General features: G+C 64.2%; 18 protein-coding genes and 1 pseudogene. 15 read left to right on the top strand and 4 right to left on the bottom strand.

Annotated elements, in window-relative coordinates; genetic code table 11:
• Position 1 precedes the first annotated feature (1 nt).
• From ING15_RS09370 to ING15_RS09340, 7 genes are all read left to right on the top strand, one after another.
• Positions 2–1,396: an NADH-quinone oxidoreductase subunit N gene (locus ING15_RS09370; protein WP_206454527.1), complete on the top strand. Its 1,395-nt coding sequence runs from the start codon at positions 2–4 to the stop codon at positions 1,394–1,396.
• A gap of 204 nt (positions 1,397–1,600) precedes the next feature.
• Entirely contained in the window at positions 1,601–1,975 is a 375-nt protein-coding gene (locus tag ING15_RS09365; protein ID WP_206454526.1) for a hypothetical protein, read from the top strand.
• A 228-nt stretch (positions 1,976–2,203) separates the two neighbouring features.
• Positions 2,204–2,692 carry a cupredoxin domain-containing protein gene (locus ING15_RS09360; protein ID WP_206454525.1) on the top strand — a complete coding sequence of 163 codons (489 nt, stop codon included), beginning with the start codon at positions 2,204–2,206 and terminating at the stop codon, positions 2,690–2,692.
• A gap of 197 nt (positions 2,693–2,889) precedes the next feature.
• Positions 2,890–3,210 carry a hypothetical protein gene (locus ING15_RS09355; protein WP_206454524.1) on the top strand — a complete coding sequence of 107 codons (321 nt, stop codon included), beginning with the start codon at positions 2,890–2,892 and terminating at the stop codon, positions 3,208–3,210.
• A 61-nt stretch (positions 3,211–3,271) separates the two neighbouring features.
• Positions 3,272–3,961: a L,D-transpeptidase gene (locus ING15_RS09350; RefSeq protein ID WP_206454523.1), complete on the top strand. Its 690-nt coding sequence runs from the start codon at positions 3,272–3,274 to the stop codon at positions 3,959–3,961.
• Positions 3,961–4,428 (top strand): c-type cytochrome, encoded by a 468-nt coding sequence (locus tag ING15_RS09345; protein WP_206454522.1) that lies wholly within the window; start codon positions 3,961–3,963, stop codon positions 4,426–4,428. The genes ING15_RS09350 and ING15_RS09345 overlap by 1 nt, the downstream gene beginning before the upstream one ends.
• A 124-nt stretch (positions 4,429–4,552) precedes the next feature.
• On the top strand, positions 4,553–5,965 hold the full coding sequence (locus ING15_RS09340; RefSeq protein ID WP_206454521.1) for a multicopper oxidase family protein: 1,413 nt from the start codon (positions 4,553–4,555) through the stop codon (positions 5,963–5,965).
• A gap of 139 nt (positions 5,966–6,104) precedes the next feature.
• On the opposite strand, the gene tkt is transcribed toward ING15_RS09340, so the two are convergent.
• Positions 6,105–8,114 (bottom strand): transketolase, encoded by a 2,010-nt coding sequence (gene tkt, locus ING15_RS09335; protein ID WP_232845666.1) that lies wholly within the window; start codon positions 8,112–8,114, stop codon positions 6,105–6,107.
• 279 nt (positions 8,115–8,393) lie between these two features.
• Between tkt and ING15_RS09330 the strand changes: the two genes are divergently transcribed.
• The 4 genes and pseudogenes from ING15_RS09330 (at position 8,394) to ING15_RS09320 (ending at position 10,635) form a co-directional block, all read left to right on the top strand.
• Positions 8,394–8,654, top strand: a complete 261-nt coding sequence (locus tag ING15_RS09330) for a hypothetical protein (protein ID WP_206454520.1) — start codon at positions 8,394–8,396, stop codon at positions 8,652–8,654.
• 132 nt (positions 8,655–8,786) lie between these two features.
• Positions 8,787–9,155, top strand: a pseudogene (locus ING15_RS19845) (PAS domain-containing protein); the annotation flags it as partial.
• 39 nt (positions 9,156–9,194) lie between these two features.
• On the top strand, positions 9,195–10,268 hold the full coding sequence (locus ING15_RS09325) for a sensor histidine kinase (RefSeq protein ID WP_332873806.1): 1,074 nt from the start codon (positions 9,195–9,197) through the stop codon (positions 10,266–10,268).
• Positions 10,269–10,281: 13 nt separating this feature from the next.
• Positions 10,282–10,635, top strand: coding sequence for a response regulator (locus ING15_RS09320; RefSeq protein ID WP_206454518.1), 354 nt, complete (start codon positions 10,282–10,284; stop codon positions 10,633–10,635).
• Between the two features lie 9 nt (positions 10,636–10,644).
• On the opposite strand, the gene ING15_RS09315 is transcribed toward ING15_RS09320, so the two are convergent.
• Positions 10,645–11,046, bottom strand: a complete 402-nt coding sequence (locus ING15_RS09315; protein WP_206454517.1) for a hypothetical protein — start codon at positions 11,044–11,046, stop codon at positions 10,645–10,647.
• A 179-nt stretch (positions 11,047–11,225) separates the two neighbouring features.
• Between ING15_RS09315 and ING15_RS09310 the strand changes: the two genes are divergently transcribed.
• Together ING15_RS09310 and ING15_RS09305 are read left to right on the top strand one after the other, a co-directional pair.
• Complete coding sequence (locus ING15_RS09310; RefSeq protein ID WP_206454516.1) at positions 11,226–11,861, top strand: DedA family protein; 636 nt, start codon at positions 11,226–11,228, stop codon at positions 11,859–11,861.
• A gap of 41 nt (positions 11,862–11,902) precedes the next feature.
• Positions 11,903–12,478 (top strand): MOSC domain-containing protein, encoded by a 576-nt coding sequence (locus tag ING15_RS09305; RefSeq protein ID WP_206454515.1) that lies wholly within the window; start codon positions 11,903–11,905, stop codon positions 12,476–12,478.
• A 41-nt stretch (positions 12,479–12,519) separates the two neighbouring features.
• Here the strand turns inward: ING15_RS09305 and ING15_RS09300 are convergent, their stop codons facing one another.
• Positions 12,520–12,888, bottom strand: coding sequence for a DUF2293 domain-containing protein (locus ING15_RS09300; RefSeq protein WP_206454514.1), 369 nt, complete (start codon positions 12,886–12,888; stop codon positions 12,520–12,522).
• Positions 12,889–12,891: 3 nt separating this feature from the next.
• Entirely contained in the window at positions 12,892–13,473 is a 582-nt protein-coding gene (locus tag ING15_RS09295) for an SAM-dependent methyltransferase (protein WP_332873803.1), read from the bottom strand.
• A 51-nt stretch (positions 13,474–13,524) separates the two neighbouring features.
• Between ING15_RS09295 and ING15_RS09290 the strand changes: the two genes are divergently transcribed.
• Both ING15_RS09290 and metF read left to right on the top strand, forming a co-directional pair.
• The gene (locus ING15_RS09290) at positions 13,525–14,538 is read left to right on the top strand and encodes an ArsR/SmtB family transcription factor (RefSeq protein WP_206454513.1); all 1,014 of its coding nucleotides are present in this window, start codon (positions 13,525–13,527) and stop codon (positions 14,536–14,538) included.
• Positions 14,539–14,553: 15 nt separating this feature from the next.
• A complete protein-coding gene (metF, locus tag ING15_RS09285; RefSeq protein WP_206454512.1) occupies positions 14,554–15,474 on the top strand; it encodes a methylenetetrahydrofolate reductase [NAD(P)H] in 921 nt (306 codons plus the stop codon).
• Positions 15,475–15,878: the final 404 nt, after the last annotated feature.

Raw genomic sequence — 15,878 nt, 5'->3', positions numbered from 1 at the left:
GATGGAGCTGGGCGCCATCCTGCATATCCTCCTCGCGCTCGCCGGGGCGGTGCTGGCGCTGGTCGGCGGCATTTTCCTGCCGCGCCACCGCCAGACGCTGTCGGCCTGGTGGTGCATCGGAATACTGGTGATCGCGTCCGCCGTCGCGGCGATGCAGCTTTCGGCGCCGCCGGGTCTCGTCTTCGAAGACACTTTCGTGGTCGATGCCCCCTCGGCGATCGCTGCGATTCTGATTTTCCTGGGGACCGCGGCCGTGATGGTGCTGTCGATCCGCACGATCAAGGATGACGCGCGCGAGGCCGAATATTATCCGCTGATGCTGTTCTCGGCGCTCGGTGCGGTGATGCTGGCCGGGGCGGGGGATCTGATGGAGCTCTTGCTCGGCGTTCTGCTCGCTTCTGTCGGCAGCTATCCGCTGGTGGCCTATCGCCGCGCCAATCCCAGCGCGATGGAGGCTCTGCTCAAATTCTATCTGTTCGGCGCGCTCACCAATACCGCCCTGATCTTCGGCCTTGTCCTGCTCTATGGCCTGAGCGGCACGACCATCCTCTCAGACATCGGCGCACGCCTGGATCCTGGTAACTTTCCGGCGGTCGCCCTGGCGGTGACCTTCGTCCTGCTTGGCCTCGGCTTCAAGGCGGGCTTCGTCCCGGTGCATTTCTGGATACCCGATGTGTATGAGGGCACGACGCCGCCGGTTGCGGCATTTCTGTCCATCGTCCCGAAAATCGGTGCGTTGCTCGCGATCGTCCGCTTTTCAGCGGCGATTCCGGCCGACATCGCCCATGTCGGCAATCTGGTGGCCATCCTCTCGGCCGTCGCGATGACGTGGGGCAATATCGCGATGTTCCGGCAGACCGATCTTCGCCGGTTTCTAGGTTATTCCACTATCGCGCAGACCGGCTATTTCCTGTTGGCCGTGGTGGCGATGGGCGGAGCGAGCGGCGCCGTTCCGGCGCTGCTGTTCTATCTCGCCGCCTATCTGGCCGCGAATCTTACCCTGTTCGCGGTCATGACGGCGACCGGCGGCATCCGGATCGAAGCGTGGCGCGGTCTTTTGCGGCAACGCCCCTTGCTAGCCGTCGCGGCGCTCGTGTCGCTGCTGTCGCTGGTCGGCATTCCACCGCTTGCCGGTTTTGTCGGCAAGTTCGCCCTGTTCGCCGCGACCTTCGAGGCCGGCTATTTGTGGCTTCTGGTGGCGGCATTGATCAATACCGTGGTCTCGCTCTATCCCTATCTGCGGGTGGCGACGGCAGTCATCATCGCCGGCGAGGCGGCGGTCCTCGAGCACCGTGATCCGCTCGCCTCCGCTGTCGCGCTTGGGGCCGCCATCGCAACGCTGCTGCTGCCGTTGAGCGCGTATTTTCTGCCGCTTTCGACTGCAAGCCTGCAATAAGGCGCGCATGGACGAGGCCGCGCCGATATTGGGCATGGGCTTCGTCAGAGAATGGCCACTTTCCGATGAAATTCGAGCCCTTCGCACGATCCTTGGGACCGATGGCGACCCCACATGTTTGCAATGCAACATCGCCATCTCCCTCGATGTGTATTCAAGATTTCAGGATCGACAGATTCGCCTGGAATCGTTACGGGATTTGGCATGACGCCATCGACGAAACCGCCGCGAGCGACCATCAGACTGCTGACCGTGGTCCTGGTGACGATGACGGTTTTGTTGTCGCAATTCGCACCTGCAGGAGCGGCTCCGACCTACCGTCATGCCGCTTCTTGGAACGCCGTCCTCACTATTGATGGCGGTCATGGACCTGGTGTGGTCGAGGCGATCGGTTCGTTTGCCGGCGAGCATGGGGCGGCCGCCGCGGACAGTTCATGCAGTAGCGATTGTCCGGTCAAATACGTCGCTGTCGCGTTTGGTGCCGTGGCCTCCGATGCCGTTAAAGCTCGTATTCCCTCCCATGTCGCCGAATTGATCGGATCGCCGGTCGCGACGGCAGTCGGGCCGCCCCGCGCCTGACATCAAGATGCCGCGCCCGTCGCATCCGATCGATTTCGGTGGCTTTCGGTTTCCAGCCGATCGACCTGAGCGCGGTCCAGAGATGGATCCCGGGCGGCATTCCTGAACTTCCAACTATCACACTCCTTCCAGATCCGTGCGGTGCAGTCGCCGCGTGACGGCAACCCCTCGGCCATTGAGGGCCGCGATCGGAGGGACGTATCGCAAGTGAATAACGAGGAACGACCTATGTTGAACAAACTGATCATCGCCGCCGCTTTCGCATCCACGGTCATTGCCGCCCCGGTGCTTGCCGGCGGAACGCACGCCGGGGGCGACAATAAGCAAATGGCCGTCGGCAAGCCCGGTAAGGCCGACGCTGTCGACCGGACCATCGAGATCACCATGCTGGAGACCGAGGATGGCGACATGCTCTTCGAGCCTTCCAGAATCGAGGTGAAGCAGGGTCGGACGATCCGCTTCGCGATTGAGAACGACGGTGTGCTCGAGCATGAGTTCGTCATCGGCACGCCGAAGGCGAACCAGAAGCACAAGGGCGAGATGGCCATGTCTGCGGACATGAAGCATGTCGACCCCAACGCCATCCGGTTGGACGAGGGGGAGGACGGCGACTTGGTCTGGACCTTCACCAGGACCGGCAAGTTCGAGTTTGCCTGCCTGATCCCGGGGCATTACGAAATGGGCATGCACGGTCCGCTGATCGTCGCGGCGAAGTAAAGCGACATCGGGTTCCGGTCGTGCGGCTGCGAAGCCAGCTCGTCCGCAGCCCTCCAAGAAGATCCCGCAGGCCACATGGATTTTTCCGCGGGCCTGCGCTTGGGAAGGATCGCCGGCCTGCAGCGGTCACCGCAGTATCACGCGGCATTGTATGGCCGCGCCTTCAATTCGACGGGATGATGAACTAGACACCTGACATGATTCGGCTTCTGTTGACCCTCCTGTTGATCGTCCCGATGCTGTTGGCGCCCGCCCATGGCATCGCGTCGGCGTCTGCGATCGACGTCTCGATCCCAGCGGCGAGCGGCATGGCGGCGCGCGCGTGGAGCAATGCGGGCAAGCGTTGCGGCATGGCCGCGAAGGGCCAACAGTCCAGCCGCTGTGTCGTCGATCTGATCGCTATTCTCGCGTCCGCTTCGACCGGTGCTCCCTCGACCAGTGTATCCCAAAGCCAAACAGCCGACCTCGGCTGGCGATCGTTGGCGCCGCCTCCGCTGACGAAGCCGCCCCGGACCTGATTCACGCCGTCTCCGGCCAATCGTATTCGGCCGCCACGTCTATTGAATCAGGATTATCAACATGCTTACACGACGCGCTATCCTCGGCGCCGGCTTGTCCGCGACGGCACTGGCCGTCAGCGGCTGTGTCACCTCGCCGCCGCCCTTGGCCGCAGCTCCGAAACCGGAGCCGATTCCGCCATATCCCCTTTCATACGGACCGATCACCACGGAGCCTTATCCGATCCCGGCGGTCCCGCCCGGCGTGGTGGCACCCAAATACTGGCGTCAAATCGTGGACGATCCGACCGGCGAGGTTCCTGGAACCCTTGTCGTCGATCCCGGCGAATTCTTTCTCTATCTCGTTCAGGAGGGTGGCAAGGCCCTGCGCTACGGCGTCGGGGTTGGACGCGCCGGCTTTGCCTGGTCGGGCAAGGCGACGATCCAGTACAAGCGCCATTGGCCGACCTGGACGCCGCCCAAAGAAATGATCGAGCGTCAGCCGGAACTGGAAAAATACTCTGCCGCTAATGGCGGTCAGCCGCCGGGGCTCAACAATCCGCTCGGCGCGCGGGCGCTCTATCTCTTCCAGAACGGACGGGACACGCTGTATCGCATCCACGGTTCGCCGGAGGCCCATTCGATCGGTCGCGCCGTGTCTTCGGGCTGCGTCCGGCTGCTGAACCACGAGATCATCGATCTCTACGACCGCGTCCCCGACGGCACGACGGTTCTGGTGCGCGCAGCGAAGGAACCGGAAGGGCTGGTGTGATGCGGTGGGGACTCATCCTCGCCGTATTCGTCGCGGCGGGAGTCGGCCTTTGGACCGTCATGTCGCTTCTCGGCGGCGGGCAGGTGGGGCTGTTGCGCCCCGCCGACGCCGCCACCGTGGCGCAAGGGCAGTCGCTCTATGCGGCGAACTGTGCCTCCTGCCACGGCGCCGATCTGAAGGGGCAGCCGGATTGGCGCTCTCCCGGTCCCGATGGCCTGATGCCGGCGCCGCCGCACGACGTGAATGGTCATACCTGGCACCACGATGACGAGACCCTGTTCCGACTGACCAAGTTGGGGCCGGCGGCGGTCGTCGGTGGCGGGTACGAGTCGGCGATGCCGGCCTATGCGGAGATGCTGAGCGATGAGGAGATCGTCGCGGTGCTTTCCTACATCAAGTCGACCTGGCCGGAAGAAATCCGCACGCGGCACGATTCGTTGAACGCCGCGCGGGAAGAAAGTAAGTGATCGACTGCGGGCATCCCGGATCGGGGTGCCCGCGGTTCATAATCAAATGTGCCTCTCTCCGGGGGCGCAGCGCCGCTCCGGCGGATGTCTTCTGCCGCAACGGCCTGAATTCTCGAGGGTACCTATGATTTCCAGACGCCGCTTCATGCTGGGTACGGCCGCTCTCGCCGGATCGGCGCTCACGCCGGCCGCGATCCGTTCGGGATTCGCGGCCGAACCCTTGCCGGAACTGCGCGCGGCTCCTGGCGTGGCGCAGCTTCTGCCCGCCGACTCGTTCGGTCCAACGAAGGTCTGGGCCTATAACGGCGTCACGCCCGGCGAGCCGATCCGTGTCAAGGCCGGCGAGCGGGTCCAGCGCAGCCTCGTCAACGACCTGCCGCAATCGACGGCCGTGCACTGGCACGGAATTCGGATCGACAACGCCATGGACGGCGCTGCCGGCCTGACCCAGGATCCGGTTCCGGCGGGGGGCCGCTTCGACTACGACTTCATCGCGCCCGACGCCGGCACCTTCTGGTACCACAGCCATGACCGTTCTTGGGAACAGATGGCGCGGGGGCTGAGCGGTCCGCTGATCGTCGAGGAGCCGGAACCTTGGGGCGGCGCCGATCGCGAATTGACGCTGTTCCTCGACGACTGGCGCCTCACCGGCGATGGCATGATCGACGAGGACAACCTCGGCAGCCTCATGGATTGGGGGCACGGCGGGCGCATCGGCAACGTGGTGACGGTCAACGGCACCGTTGGACCTGAACTGCCGGTCAGGGCCGGCGAGCGCATCCGCCTGCGCCTGATCAACGGCGCCAACGCCCGCATCCTGGGGGTCTCGCTCGAAGGGCTTGACCCCCGCCTGATGGCCGTCGACGGCCATCCCGTTGCGCCGCGTGGCCTCAATGACGACGTGGTCGTCCTCGCCCCGGCGCAGCGTGCCGACGTTGTCATCGATTGTCAGGCAGAACCTGGGGCACGCGTCCCCATCAAGATCTATGCGGACCAGGCATGGATCGATGCCGCCGATCTCGTCTATGACGACCGGGCGGCGCTGCCCGAGAAACCGAGCGACGTACAGCCGCTGGCCGAGACCATGCGCCACGCGCTGGATATGGACAAAGTCCTCGACGTCCGGCTCGATATGGCCGGCGGCGCCATGGGCTCGATGGAGCGCGCGATGGTCGAGGGCCGCGAGCGGGGCTTCGACGAGCTGGTGGGGCTGCGGCGCGTCTGGGCCTTCAACGGCGTCGCCGGCGACATGGACGAGCCGCTGTTCCGCGCATCGGCCGGGCAGACGGTCAAGCTGACAATCTTCAACGACACCCGCTGGCCGCATGCGATGCATCTGCACGGCCACCACTTCAAGGTGCTGACCCGCGACGGCAAGGCCGATCCGAACGGTGACTGGCGCGATACCGTGCTCAACGCGCCGATGGAGACCATCGAGATCGCGCTCGAAGCGTCCAATCCGGGCAAGTGGCTTTTGCACTGTCACATGCTCGAGCATCAGGTCGCCGGCATGAAGACCTGGTTCGAGGTCGCTTAGGCGATCCGGCCCGGAAAAGACGCAGGCCGTCCTGGCGACAACGTCCAGTTCTCTTCTTCGGAAGTCGGCCTTGCGGTATGACGCGACTGGGCAACGACCGGCCGGGCGTATCGCGGCGTCTCCAGCACTTGCGGTCTGGTCAGCGTCCGAGCTTGGCGCGGGCCTTCTCTGTCACGGCAGCCGGCGTGATGTTGAAATGCTTGTAGACATCGGGTCCGGGTGCCGAGGCGCCGAAACTCCTCATGCCGACGACGTCGTCCTCGCTCTCCACATATCGCGCCCAGCCGAAGGGGCTGGCCGCTTCCACGGCGACACGCGGCGCCGAACCGAGCACCTCGTCGCGATAGGACTGCGGCTGCGCCTGGAAGAGCTCCCAAGAGGGCATCGAGACGACGGCGGCTTTGATGCCGCTTTCGGCGAGGAGAGCTTTCGCATCCACCGCGAGACCGACCTCCGAGCCGGTGGCGAGGATCGTCACGTCGCGCTTGCCGTCAGCCGCGGCGATGACATAGGCGCCCTTGGCCGAGCGGTTCTCCTTCGTCCCATCCGTCCGCAGCGTCGGCACGCCCTGGCGCGTCAGCACCAGGGTCGAGGGCGTCGCCTTCGCGGCCAGTGCTAGTTCCCAGCACTCGGCCGTCTCGACGCCATCGGCCGGGCGGAACACATTCATGTTCGGCATCGCCCGCAGCGAGGCCAGATGCTCGATCGGCTGGTGCGTCGGCCCGTCCTCACCCTGGCCGATCGAATCATGGGTCATGACGTAGATCACCGGCCGCTCCATTAGCGCCGACAGGCGAATTGCCGGGCGGGCGTAGTCGGTGAAGCAAAGAAAGGTTCCGCCGAACGGCACGAAGCCGCCGTGCAGCGACAGGCCGTTCATCAGGGCCGCCATGCCGTGCTCGCGCACGCCGTAGTAGATGTAGTTGCCGGTGTAGTCCTCGGCCGAGATCGGCTTGGCCGCGCCGGCCTTGGTCAAGTTCGATCCAGACAGATCGGCCGAGCCGCCGATCAGCTTCATCGATTGCGCGGTCAGCGCATCGATCACCGTCTGGCTGGCCTTGCGGGTGGCGACGCTCTTTTCTCCGGCAAGCTGCACCTTGACCTCGGCGAGGATTGCGGCGGCATCGCCGTCGAACCCGTCGGCCATCATGCGCTTCCAGTCGGCGGCCTTTTGCGAATCCGCCTTGGCGAGCCGGTCGGCCCAGGCGTCGGCCTCTGTCGCGCCGCGTCGACCCACTGCTTTCCAGAAATCGGTGACATCGTCGGGTAGCACGAACGGCTCATACGCCCAGGCGAGGTGCTCGCGCGCATAGGCAATGCCCTCCGCGCCGACCGGCGAGCCGTGGATGCCGGCGGTCCCGGCCTTTTTGCCGGCGCCGTAGCCGATCGTCGTTCGGCAGGCGATCATCGTCGGGCGGTCTGACCTCCGCGCCGCCTCGATCGCCTCCGCGACGGCGTCGGGATCCTGACCATCGACAGCCAGCGTCGCCCAGCCAGCGGCCTCGAAGCGCTTGTGCATGTCCTCCGACGTCGACAGGTCGGTGGAACCGTCGATGGTGATATGGTTATTGTCCCACAAGACGATCAGCTTGTTCAGCTTGAGATGACCGGCGAGCGAGATCGCCTCTTGGCTGACGCCCTCCATCAGGCAGCCATCACCGGCGATCGTGTAGGTGAAGTGCTCGCAGAAGTCGGAGCCGAAGCGGGCGTTCAGGATGCGCTCGCCGAGCGCCATGCCGACGGCGGTAGCGAGGCCCTGGCCGAGCGGCCCGGTCGTCGTCTCGATCCCGGCGCCGTGACCGTATTCGGGATGGCCGGCGGTCTTCGAGCCGATCTGGCGGAAGCGCTTCAGTTCTTCGATCGAAAAGTCCTTGTAGCCGGTCAGATGCAGAACAGAGTAAAGTAGCATCGAACCGTGGCCGGCGGAGAGGACGAAGCGGTCGCGATCCGGCCAGTCGGGGCGGGCGGGGTCGAATTTCATGAATCGGCTGAACAGCACCGTCGCGACATCCGCCATGCCCATCGGCATCCCGGGATGGCCGGATTTGGCCGCTTCCACCGCGTCCATCGACAGGAAGCGGATTCCGTTCGCCATGTGGCGGAGGGTGGTGGCGTCCGTGGCCACGGCCATCTCGGCTGAATCCTGCATCACTCTCTCCTTCGTGGAATCCGCCGAAGCGGCTTCGCGGCTCTTTCGTCAGGCCCGCGGCGCTTCCCATGCCCGCTGCGGCCTTGCTGCATCTTGCGGCGCCGGCAGGTAAGGGCGAACCGTCTGCCGGTTGCCGCCACCCTGCCTCCGCCACCAAAACACGGATGACCTAATGCACGGCCTGCCCGGGTTTTTCAATTACGTGCGAGGTAAGAATTGATCACCCGAACAGTTAGAAAACTTGTAATCGGAGGCCGAGAGTCGAATACGGGATCCCGAATGGATGATCGTGCCGCTGGGAGGCGACGCCTGGATAGTAACACGGGCACGGAAGCTGCCTTCACCGACGAAGAAAAAACCATGCCAGCCGTAGCCGGCTATATTTCTGTGAAACCGAAGACCCGCTCGCGCGTTGATACGAGCTGGCGTTCGTCTGAAGTGCGGGGTCTTTTGGACGAGGGGCGGCTGCATACATGCACGAAAGCAGTCATCACGACGGTCCGGATGTTCGGCTCTGTGGTGATCCTTCGGCTTGCCTAGGCAGTCCGGAAGCAGGAAAAAAGGGTATGCCAAGGTGCAAGGGCGCCGAGGTTCAGTGTATGAGGACCTGTAGATGAGTGGGACGGAAGCGGAAGCCAGGCGGCAGCCTTGTGCGACAGAGTATATCGCTGAATGAGACCCCCGCAATTTGAATCATTCTTCGATGCCCTTCCCAGTCCCTACATGGTGCTGGATTCGGAGTTGCGTTACGTCGCCGTCAACCGCGCCTACGAGAGTGCGGTAATGCGCCCGCGCGAGGAACTGGTGGGACGGAAGCTCTTCGACATGTTTCCTAATGAAGGGGAGAGCGGGCGCCGGCTGAAGGCCTCCCTCGATGAGGTGCTCAAGAGTGGCGAGCCCGATACGATCGCCTTCATTCCCTACGATATTCCCCGCCCGCTCTCGGCTGGCGGCGGATTTGAGCAACGCTATTGGACGGCAACGCATACGCCGGTAAGGAGCGCCGAGGACGAAGTCGAGTTCATTATCCAAAATACTGTCGACGTCACGGAGATCGCCCGTCTGAAGGAAGCCAGTTCGGTGCCGTTCCGCACGGTCCCCAGTGAACTGGCCCTGCTCAAGCACGCCCAGGACGTCGAGGAAGCCTATCAGACATCAGTCTCTCAAGCCGAGGAATTCCGTGGTTTGTTCCGCCAAGCGCCGGGCATGATCGCGGTGCTGCAGGGAGCCGACCATGTCTTTACCTTCGTCAACGATACCTATTCCCGCTTCATCGGTGGGCGCGACGCCATTGGCCGCCCGGTCCGTACCGTCATCCCGGAAATCGAAGGGCAGGGCTTCTTCGAAATGTTGGATGAGGTCTTCAGCGAAGGCCGCAGCTTTTCCGGCGAGGGCGTCAGGGTGATGATCCGGTCACAGCCGCAGGGTGAGCCCACAGAGTCCTTCATCGACTTTTCCTACAACCCGATCCGCGACGCCGCCGGAAAGATATCCGGTGTCTTCGTTCAGGGCTTCGACCGAACCGAATCGATTCGCGCGGCACAACGTCAACGGGTTTTGATCGACGAATTGAACCATCGCGTGAAGAACACGCTATCGACCGTTCAGGCGATGGCGCGGCAGAGTTTTCGCAATATCACCGATCCGGAGGAGGCCCGCTATGCCTTCGAGGCGCGGATCATGGCGTTGAGCCAGGCGCACGACGTCCTTTCGGCACGTCGCTGGGAAGCGGCGGGCCTGTCTGTGCTGCTGCGCCAGGAACTCGCTGCGTTCGACCCGGCGCGGATTCGAATGGCCGGCCCAGAGGTACACCTGACATCGAAATGGGCGATTGCGCTCGCCATGGTTTTCCATGAACTTGCCACCAATGCGGACCGTTATGGAGCGATGGCATCTTCCGCCGGCACCCTCGCCGTTGAATGGAATACGTCGCAGCATCGTGACGGCCGGCACCTCAACGTGATCTGGCGCGAGACCATGGGCGGTCCCGCCGGTCGCGGTCTGATCCCCGGTTTCGGCATCCGTATGCTGCGGCGGATTATCGAAGGCGAGCTTGCCGGTGCTCTTTCCCTTGACCTCGGCAAAACCGGGCTCATTTGTCGGTTCCAGATTGCCCTGTCCGAGGTGGACGAATTTGACAGCTCAGCCGCGTAACGGATCGCATGCCATGAAGGGTCTGAAGATCTTCGTCGTCGAGGACGAGAGCCTTGTAGCCATGCAACTGGAAGATATGCTGTTTGACCTCGGATGCGAGGTTGTGGGGCTGGCTATGCGCCTCAACGGCGCCCATGAGATGATCGACTCCGGCGTGGAGGTCGACGTCGCGATCCTGGATGTCAATGTCGGGGGAGAAAAGGTGTATCCGGTGGCGGAACGTTTCCGCAGTGCCGGGGTGCCGATCGTCTTTGCCACCGGCTATGGGCGCTCGGGCCTTGAGGAGGAATGGCAGACCTGTCCCGTGTTGCAGAAACCTTATACCGAGCAGCAGATCGAAACCTCGATTGGTTCGGCGCTGGGGTAACGTCGCAGCCTATTCGTCCTTCGAGGCGGTGAGCATCATCACCAATTGCCGCTCGCTGGTCGCAAGGCCGACGACGCAGGTGCGGGGCTCGGCATCGCGCAGGCTTGGATGCCGCGCCGGCTCGGCCATGATCAGAAGTTTCGTGTTGGCCGCGTTCAGCGCCTTCGACAGCACCGCATCGACTTCGCCCACACCGTCCAGCGCGACGACGGCGAGGGTGAAGTTGCGACGGGGCAGGCGGTCGAGTGCAACCCTCTGGCTTTCCGCGATCGTCGCGCGGGCGCCAGCCCGCTCCAGCGCCTCGGCGGTCTGCAGCGCCCGACTGGCGTCGCCATCGCAGATCAGCACGTCGCGGCCGGCCAGGAGGCTTGCCCAGGAGAAGTTGTCGAAGCTCCGAAGGCCCGTCGTCATCGCGCCACATGAGCATCGATCGCTGACGGCCGCAAGCGAACGGCGCGGACCAGTGCCGGTCGCATCGGGATTATTTCCTCCCGCGGCGGATCGTTACGCGTCGGTATTCGTTGCTTGGCGGTGAACGGGTCCGCCCCGCCGTCGAACAGGGTCCAGTCCCGGAAGCCACGGATTTGCTCATGGATGTTTTCGTCAAGACCCTGATGGACAGCCTCGGTGCCTTCGGCATCGCCCTGTTGATGTTCCTGGAGAACATTTTCCCGCCGATTCCCTCCGAACTGATCATGCCGCTGGCCGGCTACCAGGCCGCCAGCGGCCAGATGTCGATGCTCACGGTGATTTTGGCCGGCACCATTGGATCGCTCGCCGGCGTCATCCCCTGGTACTACGCCGGCAAACTGATCGGTAAACGGCGGCTGAAACGGCTCGCGGCGCGTCACGGCCGCTGGCTCACGCTGGCTCCCGACGACGTGGACTCCGCAGACAGCTGGTTCCGCCGGCATGGCTATTCTGCGGTGCTGTTCGGCCGGCTGATTCCCACCGTCCGCACGTTGATCTCCGTGCCCGCCGGCATCGCAAAGATGTCGCTACTGGTCTTTCTTGTGCTGTCGGCGATCGGCAGCGCCGTCTGGACCAGCCTGCTGGCCGGCGCTGGCTATCTGCTTGGGCAGAACTACGACGCGGTCGAGGCCTATGTCGGTCCAGTGTCGAATGTCGTTCTTGGGCTAATCGTGATCTTTTACATCTACCGGGTCATAACGTTCGAGGCAAAGGTCGAGCCGGAGGCAAGCGAACCATCGGAAGCGGAAGGGTAGCTGGTATGCGGCCGCCCGAAGTCGGGCCGTTGGGGGGAACCATGATACGAACGCGCGCGAATAAGCGGGCCGGCTGGGTTGCGGGGCTGTTTCGCACCGGCGACGGCGGCTTCGAAACGGCACCGGTCGCGTCTCTCGATCTTGGCTTCGACGGCATCGCCGGCGACCGCCATGGTGGAATCACGCGCCGGTCGGGCGGACGCGAACCGTGGTATCCGCGCGGCACCGAAATCCGCAACGAGCGCCAGCTTTCGCTGCTGGCCGCCGACGAACTCGCCGAGGCTGCCGCTCGGTTGGATGTCGCGGAGATCAGGCCGGAATGGATCGGCGGCAATCTGCTCGTCGAAGGCATTGTTGATCTCTCCTGGCTGCCGCCCCGCACGATCCTGATGTTTTCCGGTGGGGTCACCTTGCGGATCGATGGCGACAACGGTCCGTGCCGGTTGTCGGGCCGCGCCGTCGCCGGGCGGTACGAGGGGCGTGACGACATCGAACTCGGCTTCGTCACGGCGGCAAGGCACCGGCGCGGCCTCGTCGCCTGGGTGGAGAAGCCAAGCCGCATCGTGATCGGAGAACCCTTCGAGGCCCGCGTCCCGGAGCAGTGGATTTACGGATAGCGCCGCGGGGAGGCTGTCGCTGCGATGAGGCCCTGTCCGGATCAGGCGCGGCCGGTGCTCTCGTCCCCGGCTGGGGTGATCTCGGCAATACCTGCTGACGGCGGCCCATCGTCGGTATCGGCATCGAGCCGCCGCGTCCCACCCCAGCGATCGAGCACGGCGTTGATGGCATCGAGGACGAAGAAGCGGGCGGCGTCCCGGTCGTAACCCTCGTCCATCAAGGCGTCGTAATCGGTATGCGTATGCCGGATATGGGCCACGGTCGCCAGCCAGACGGCGCTCTGGGGCGACAGCGCCCGCATGTGGTGCGCACGCGCCGCCGTGCGGATCGCATCGGCGTCAAGGAAAGGCGCGCGCGGGATCGTCGCGGTCAGTGCGTGGGCAAGGCGCCTTTGACGGTCGGTTCGCATTCTTTACTCCGGCGGCGCGTCGATCGACGCCAGATACGGCTTGATGTCGATGAGCGGCGTGCCGTCGCGCACGTCGATGGCGTCGATGGTGAGAATGCCCGCCTGTTGATCGACGGTGAGCAGCCGAACGAGGTGCAGCCCGATCGGGTTCGGACGCACCGGCGAGCGCAGCATGAAGGTGCCGCGCGGGCCGTCGGCATGACGCGGCGCCTGTATGGCGAGATCCCGCTCGGCGCCGTCCAGCCAGGTCAGCAGGAACACCGAACGATCCACGCCGAGCCCGGTCAGTGCGCCGCGCCAGCGCGCGTCGATCTCGACCCGGGCGGGTTGCCCGCGCTCGCGGGCGTCGGACAGGTTTTTCGGACACTCGTCCCGGCTCGCCCAGGGCGACCGAACGCGGCCGATGAAAACCAACCCCGCATCGTCATAGTTGGGCTCGGGCCCGTCGAAGCGGACCTCGCCAGGACGAACGACCGGCGCGCGTTGGTCGGAGGCGGTCATCGCCGTTTCTCCGATCGCTGGCAGCACCGCCTGCCCTCCAACGGGTTTGGTGAAAGCACCGTGCTCATCGAAAACCGCTTGCACGGACGTCCTTCTTCATATAAAGATATCTTTATATCGTAATCGAGATGCGTCATGCTGGACATCCAGAAACTTTCCTTCGAGCCACTCGTCGACGCCCTCAAGGCAGTCGCCGAGCCGACGCGTCTTCGCCTCGTTCTGCTTCTCGCCCGCAGCGATCTGACGGTGAGCGAGCTTACGACGATTCTCGGACAATCGCAGCCGCGCATTTCGCGGCATTTGAAGCTGCTGGTGGAGTCGGGAGTGCTGGCGCGATATCAGGAAGGCGCCTGGGCCTATTTCCGTGTCAGCGACGACGCGTCGGTGGTTGGGCTGGTGCGCTCGCTTTTATCCTGGGCGGACGAGGCCGACTCAGTGGTCGAACGCGACGGTGAGCGGCTGGAAGCGGTGCGAGCCGAGCGGGCCCGTCGCGCCGCCGACTATTTCGCCCGCAATGCCGGCCGTTGGGATCGCATCCGCGCGCTGCATGCCGCCGACGCCGAGGTCGAACGGGCACTTGTCACCGCCTTGGGGACCAAGCGGATCGGAACCCTCCTCGATATTGGCACGGGTACGGGGCGAATTCTCGAGCTCCTGGCGCCGCGCTGCGAACGGGCGGTCGGCATCGACGCCTCGCGCGAGATGCTGGCGATCGCCCGCGCCAAGCTCGATGCGGCACAGATCCTCAACGCCCAGGTGCGCCAGGGCGACGCCTATCATCTGCCGGTCGAGCGCCAGGCCTTCGATCTCGTGACCATCCATCAGGTGCTGCATTATCTCGACGATCCGCAAGCCGCCATCGCGGAGGCCGCGCGGGCCGTTGCACCGGGCGGCCGTTTGGCGATCATCGATTTCGCCCCCCATGAGTTGGAATTCCTGCGGGCCGAGCACGCGCATCTGCGCCTCGGCTTTTCCGACGCAACGCTGGTCGGCTATCTGGAAGAAGCCGGTCTCGAACAGGTCAGTATCGACCATCTCGTTTCCAGTGGCGGCGAAACCGGGGAACTCACCGTGACCATCTGCATTGCGAAGGACCCGCGCCTCTTGGTCGCGGCAGCCGCCTCCGCCCGTCAAACCCTTGTCAGCTGAGAAGTGAAAGCCGTCATGAGCCGCTCCAATCCCCTTTCGACGTCCGGCATCGATGTCTCCTTTGAGTTCTTTCCGCCGAAGACCGAGAAGATGGAGGAGAATCTGTGGCGCGCGATCAAGCGGTTGGCGCCGCTCGGCCCCAGTTTCGTCTCGGTGACCTACGGCGCAGGCGGTTCGACCCGTGAGCGGACCCATCAGACGATCGAGCGCATCCTGAAGGAGACGCGGCTGACGCCGGCGGCGCATTTGACCTGTGTCGACGCCACCAAGGAGGAAGTCGACGCCGTCGTTCGGCAATATTGGCAGACCGGTGTCCGCCATTTCGTGGCGCTGCGCGGCGACAGCCAGGCCGGCGTCGGCGGCGAATATGTGGCTCACAAGGACGGCTATCGCAACGCGGTCGAGCTGGTCGCCGGGCTGAAAGCCTTCGCCGACTTCGAGATATCGGTCGCCGCCTATCCCGAAAAGCACCCCGAAAGCCCGGATTTCGCCACAGACATCGACCTGTTGAAGCGCAAGGTCGACAATGGCGCGACCCGCGCCATCACCCAGTTCTTCTTCGACAACGACACCTTCGAACGCTATGTCGAGCGCGTGCGACGCGCCGGCATCTACATTCCGATCGTGCCCGGCATCGTGCCGATCCACGACTTCACCAAGGTCGCACGCTTCTCCGCGGCCACGGGCGCCAGCATTCCGGCCTGGCTCGCGGCGCGCTTCGAGGGGCTGGAGGACGACGAGCAGACGCGCAGCCACGTCGCCGCGGCGGTCTGCGCCGATCAGGTGCTGGATTTGCAGAAGCGCGGCATCTCCGATTTCCACTTCTACACCATGAACCGCGCCGATCTGGTCTATTCGATCTGCCACATCCTCGGGCTTCGGGCCGACGATGCGTCGGCGCCGGAAAGCTCCGCCAGCGAAGCGGCCGCCGCCTGAACTGCTGGCGGCGCGGCTATCTGATCAAGACGCAAAAAAAGCCGGGGTGACCCGGCTTTTTCAAATTGGGGCCGCTTGAGGCGCGGCGTCGGATATCATTCGAATCAGGGCACGACACCCATGACCATGGCGCCGACAAAGACAAAAGCGGCCAGGATCATCACCAAATTCAGCGAACGCGTCAGTTCCATGTGCATCGCCTCCTCGTTGACGAGATGTGCCCGGAAGGTAACGAACCTGAATCGATGGTAAACCCCAATTCGTTGCTGCACCGCACTGACGTTTCGGACCAATGTCCGCAAACCGCTGCAATGACTCGGGATGCAGGCGCGAAAAGCGCTCGATATTTTTTTCTGGCGCTGGCCTTCGTGATCGAGAGCCCGCCGAAACCGCTGGGGGGAAAG

Origin of the sequence: Aurantimonas marina (assembly GCF_017183135.1) — a bacterium.
In the GTDB taxonomy this organism is placed as follows: Bacteria; Pseudomonadota; Alphaproteobacteria; order Rhizobiales; family Rhizobiaceae; genus Aurantimonas; species Aurantimonas marina.
The sequence above is the reverse complement of the archived record's forward strand: the minus strand, read 5'-3'. Positions and strand labels throughout refer to the sequence as shown.

What these genes read in the sequence shown, in the direction of transcription:
- ING15_RS09330 (WP_206454520.1), top strand. Translation starts at nt 8,394, where the DNA reads ATGGATGATCGTGCCGCTGGGAGGCGACGCCTGGATAGTAACACGGGC.
- ING15_RS09310 (WP_206454516.1), top strand. Translation starts at nt 11,226, where the DNA reads ATGGATGTTTTCGTCAAGACCCTGATGGACAGCCTCGGTGCCTTCGGC.
- ING15_RS09315 (WP_206454517.1), bottom strand. Translation starts at nt 11,046, where the DNA reads ATGACGACGGGCCTTCGGAGCTTCGACAACTTCTCCTGGGCAAGCCTC.
- ING15_RS09355 (WP_206454524.1), top strand. Translation starts at nt 2,890, where the DNA reads ATGATTCGGCTTCTGTTGACCCTCCTGTTGATCGTCCCGATGCTGTTG.
- ING15_RS09340 (WP_206454521.1), top strand. Translation starts at nt 4,553, where the DNA reads ATGATTTCCAGACGCCGCTTCATGCTGGGTACGGCCGCTCTCGCCGGA.
- ING15_RS09345 (WP_206454522.1), top strand. Translation starts at nt 3,961, where the DNA reads ATGCGGTGGGGACTCATCCTCGCCGTATTCGTCGCGGCGGGAGTCGGC.
- ING15_RS09365 (WP_206454526.1), top strand. Translation starts at nt 1,601, where the DNA reads ATGACGCCATCGACGAAACCGCCGCGAGCGACCATCAGACTGCTGACC.
- ING15_RS09300 (WP_206454514.1), bottom strand. Translation starts at nt 12,888, where the DNA reads ATGCGAACCGACCGTCAAAGGCGCCTTGCCCACGCACTGACCGCGACG.
- ING15_RS09290 (WP_206454513.1), top strand. Translation starts at nt 13,525, where the DNA reads ATGCTGGACATCCAGAAACTTTCCTTCGAGCCACTCGTCGACGCCCTC.
- tkt (WP_232845666.1), bottom strand. Translation starts at nt 8,114, where the DNA reads ATGCAGGATTCAGCCGAGATGGCCGTGGCCACGGACGCCACCACCCTC.
- ING15_RS09370 (WP_206454527.1), top strand. Translation starts at nt 2, where the DNA reads ATGGAGCTGGGCGCCATCCTGCATATCCTCCTCGCGCTCGCCGGGGCG.
- ING15_RS09350 (WP_206454523.1), top strand. Translation starts at nt 3,272, where the DNA reads ATGCTTACACGACGCGCTATCCTCGGCGCCGGCTTGTCCGCGACGGCA.
- ING15_RS09360 (WP_206454525.1), top strand. Translation starts at nt 2,204, where the DNA reads ATGTTGAACAAACTGATCATCGCCGCCGCTTTCGCATCCACGGTCATT.
- ING15_RS09320 (WP_206454518.1), top strand. Translation starts at nt 10,282, where the DNA reads ATGAAGGGTCTGAAGATCTTCGTCGTCGAGGACGAGAGCCTTGTAGCC.
- ING15_RS09305 (WP_206454515.1), top strand. Translation starts at nt 11,903, where the DNA reads ATGATACGAACGCGCGCGAATAAGCGGGCCGGCTGGGTTGCGGGGCTG.
- metF (WP_206454512.1), top strand. Translation starts at nt 14,554, where the DNA reads ATGAGCCGCTCCAATCCCCTTTCGACGTCCGGCATCGATGTCTCCTTT.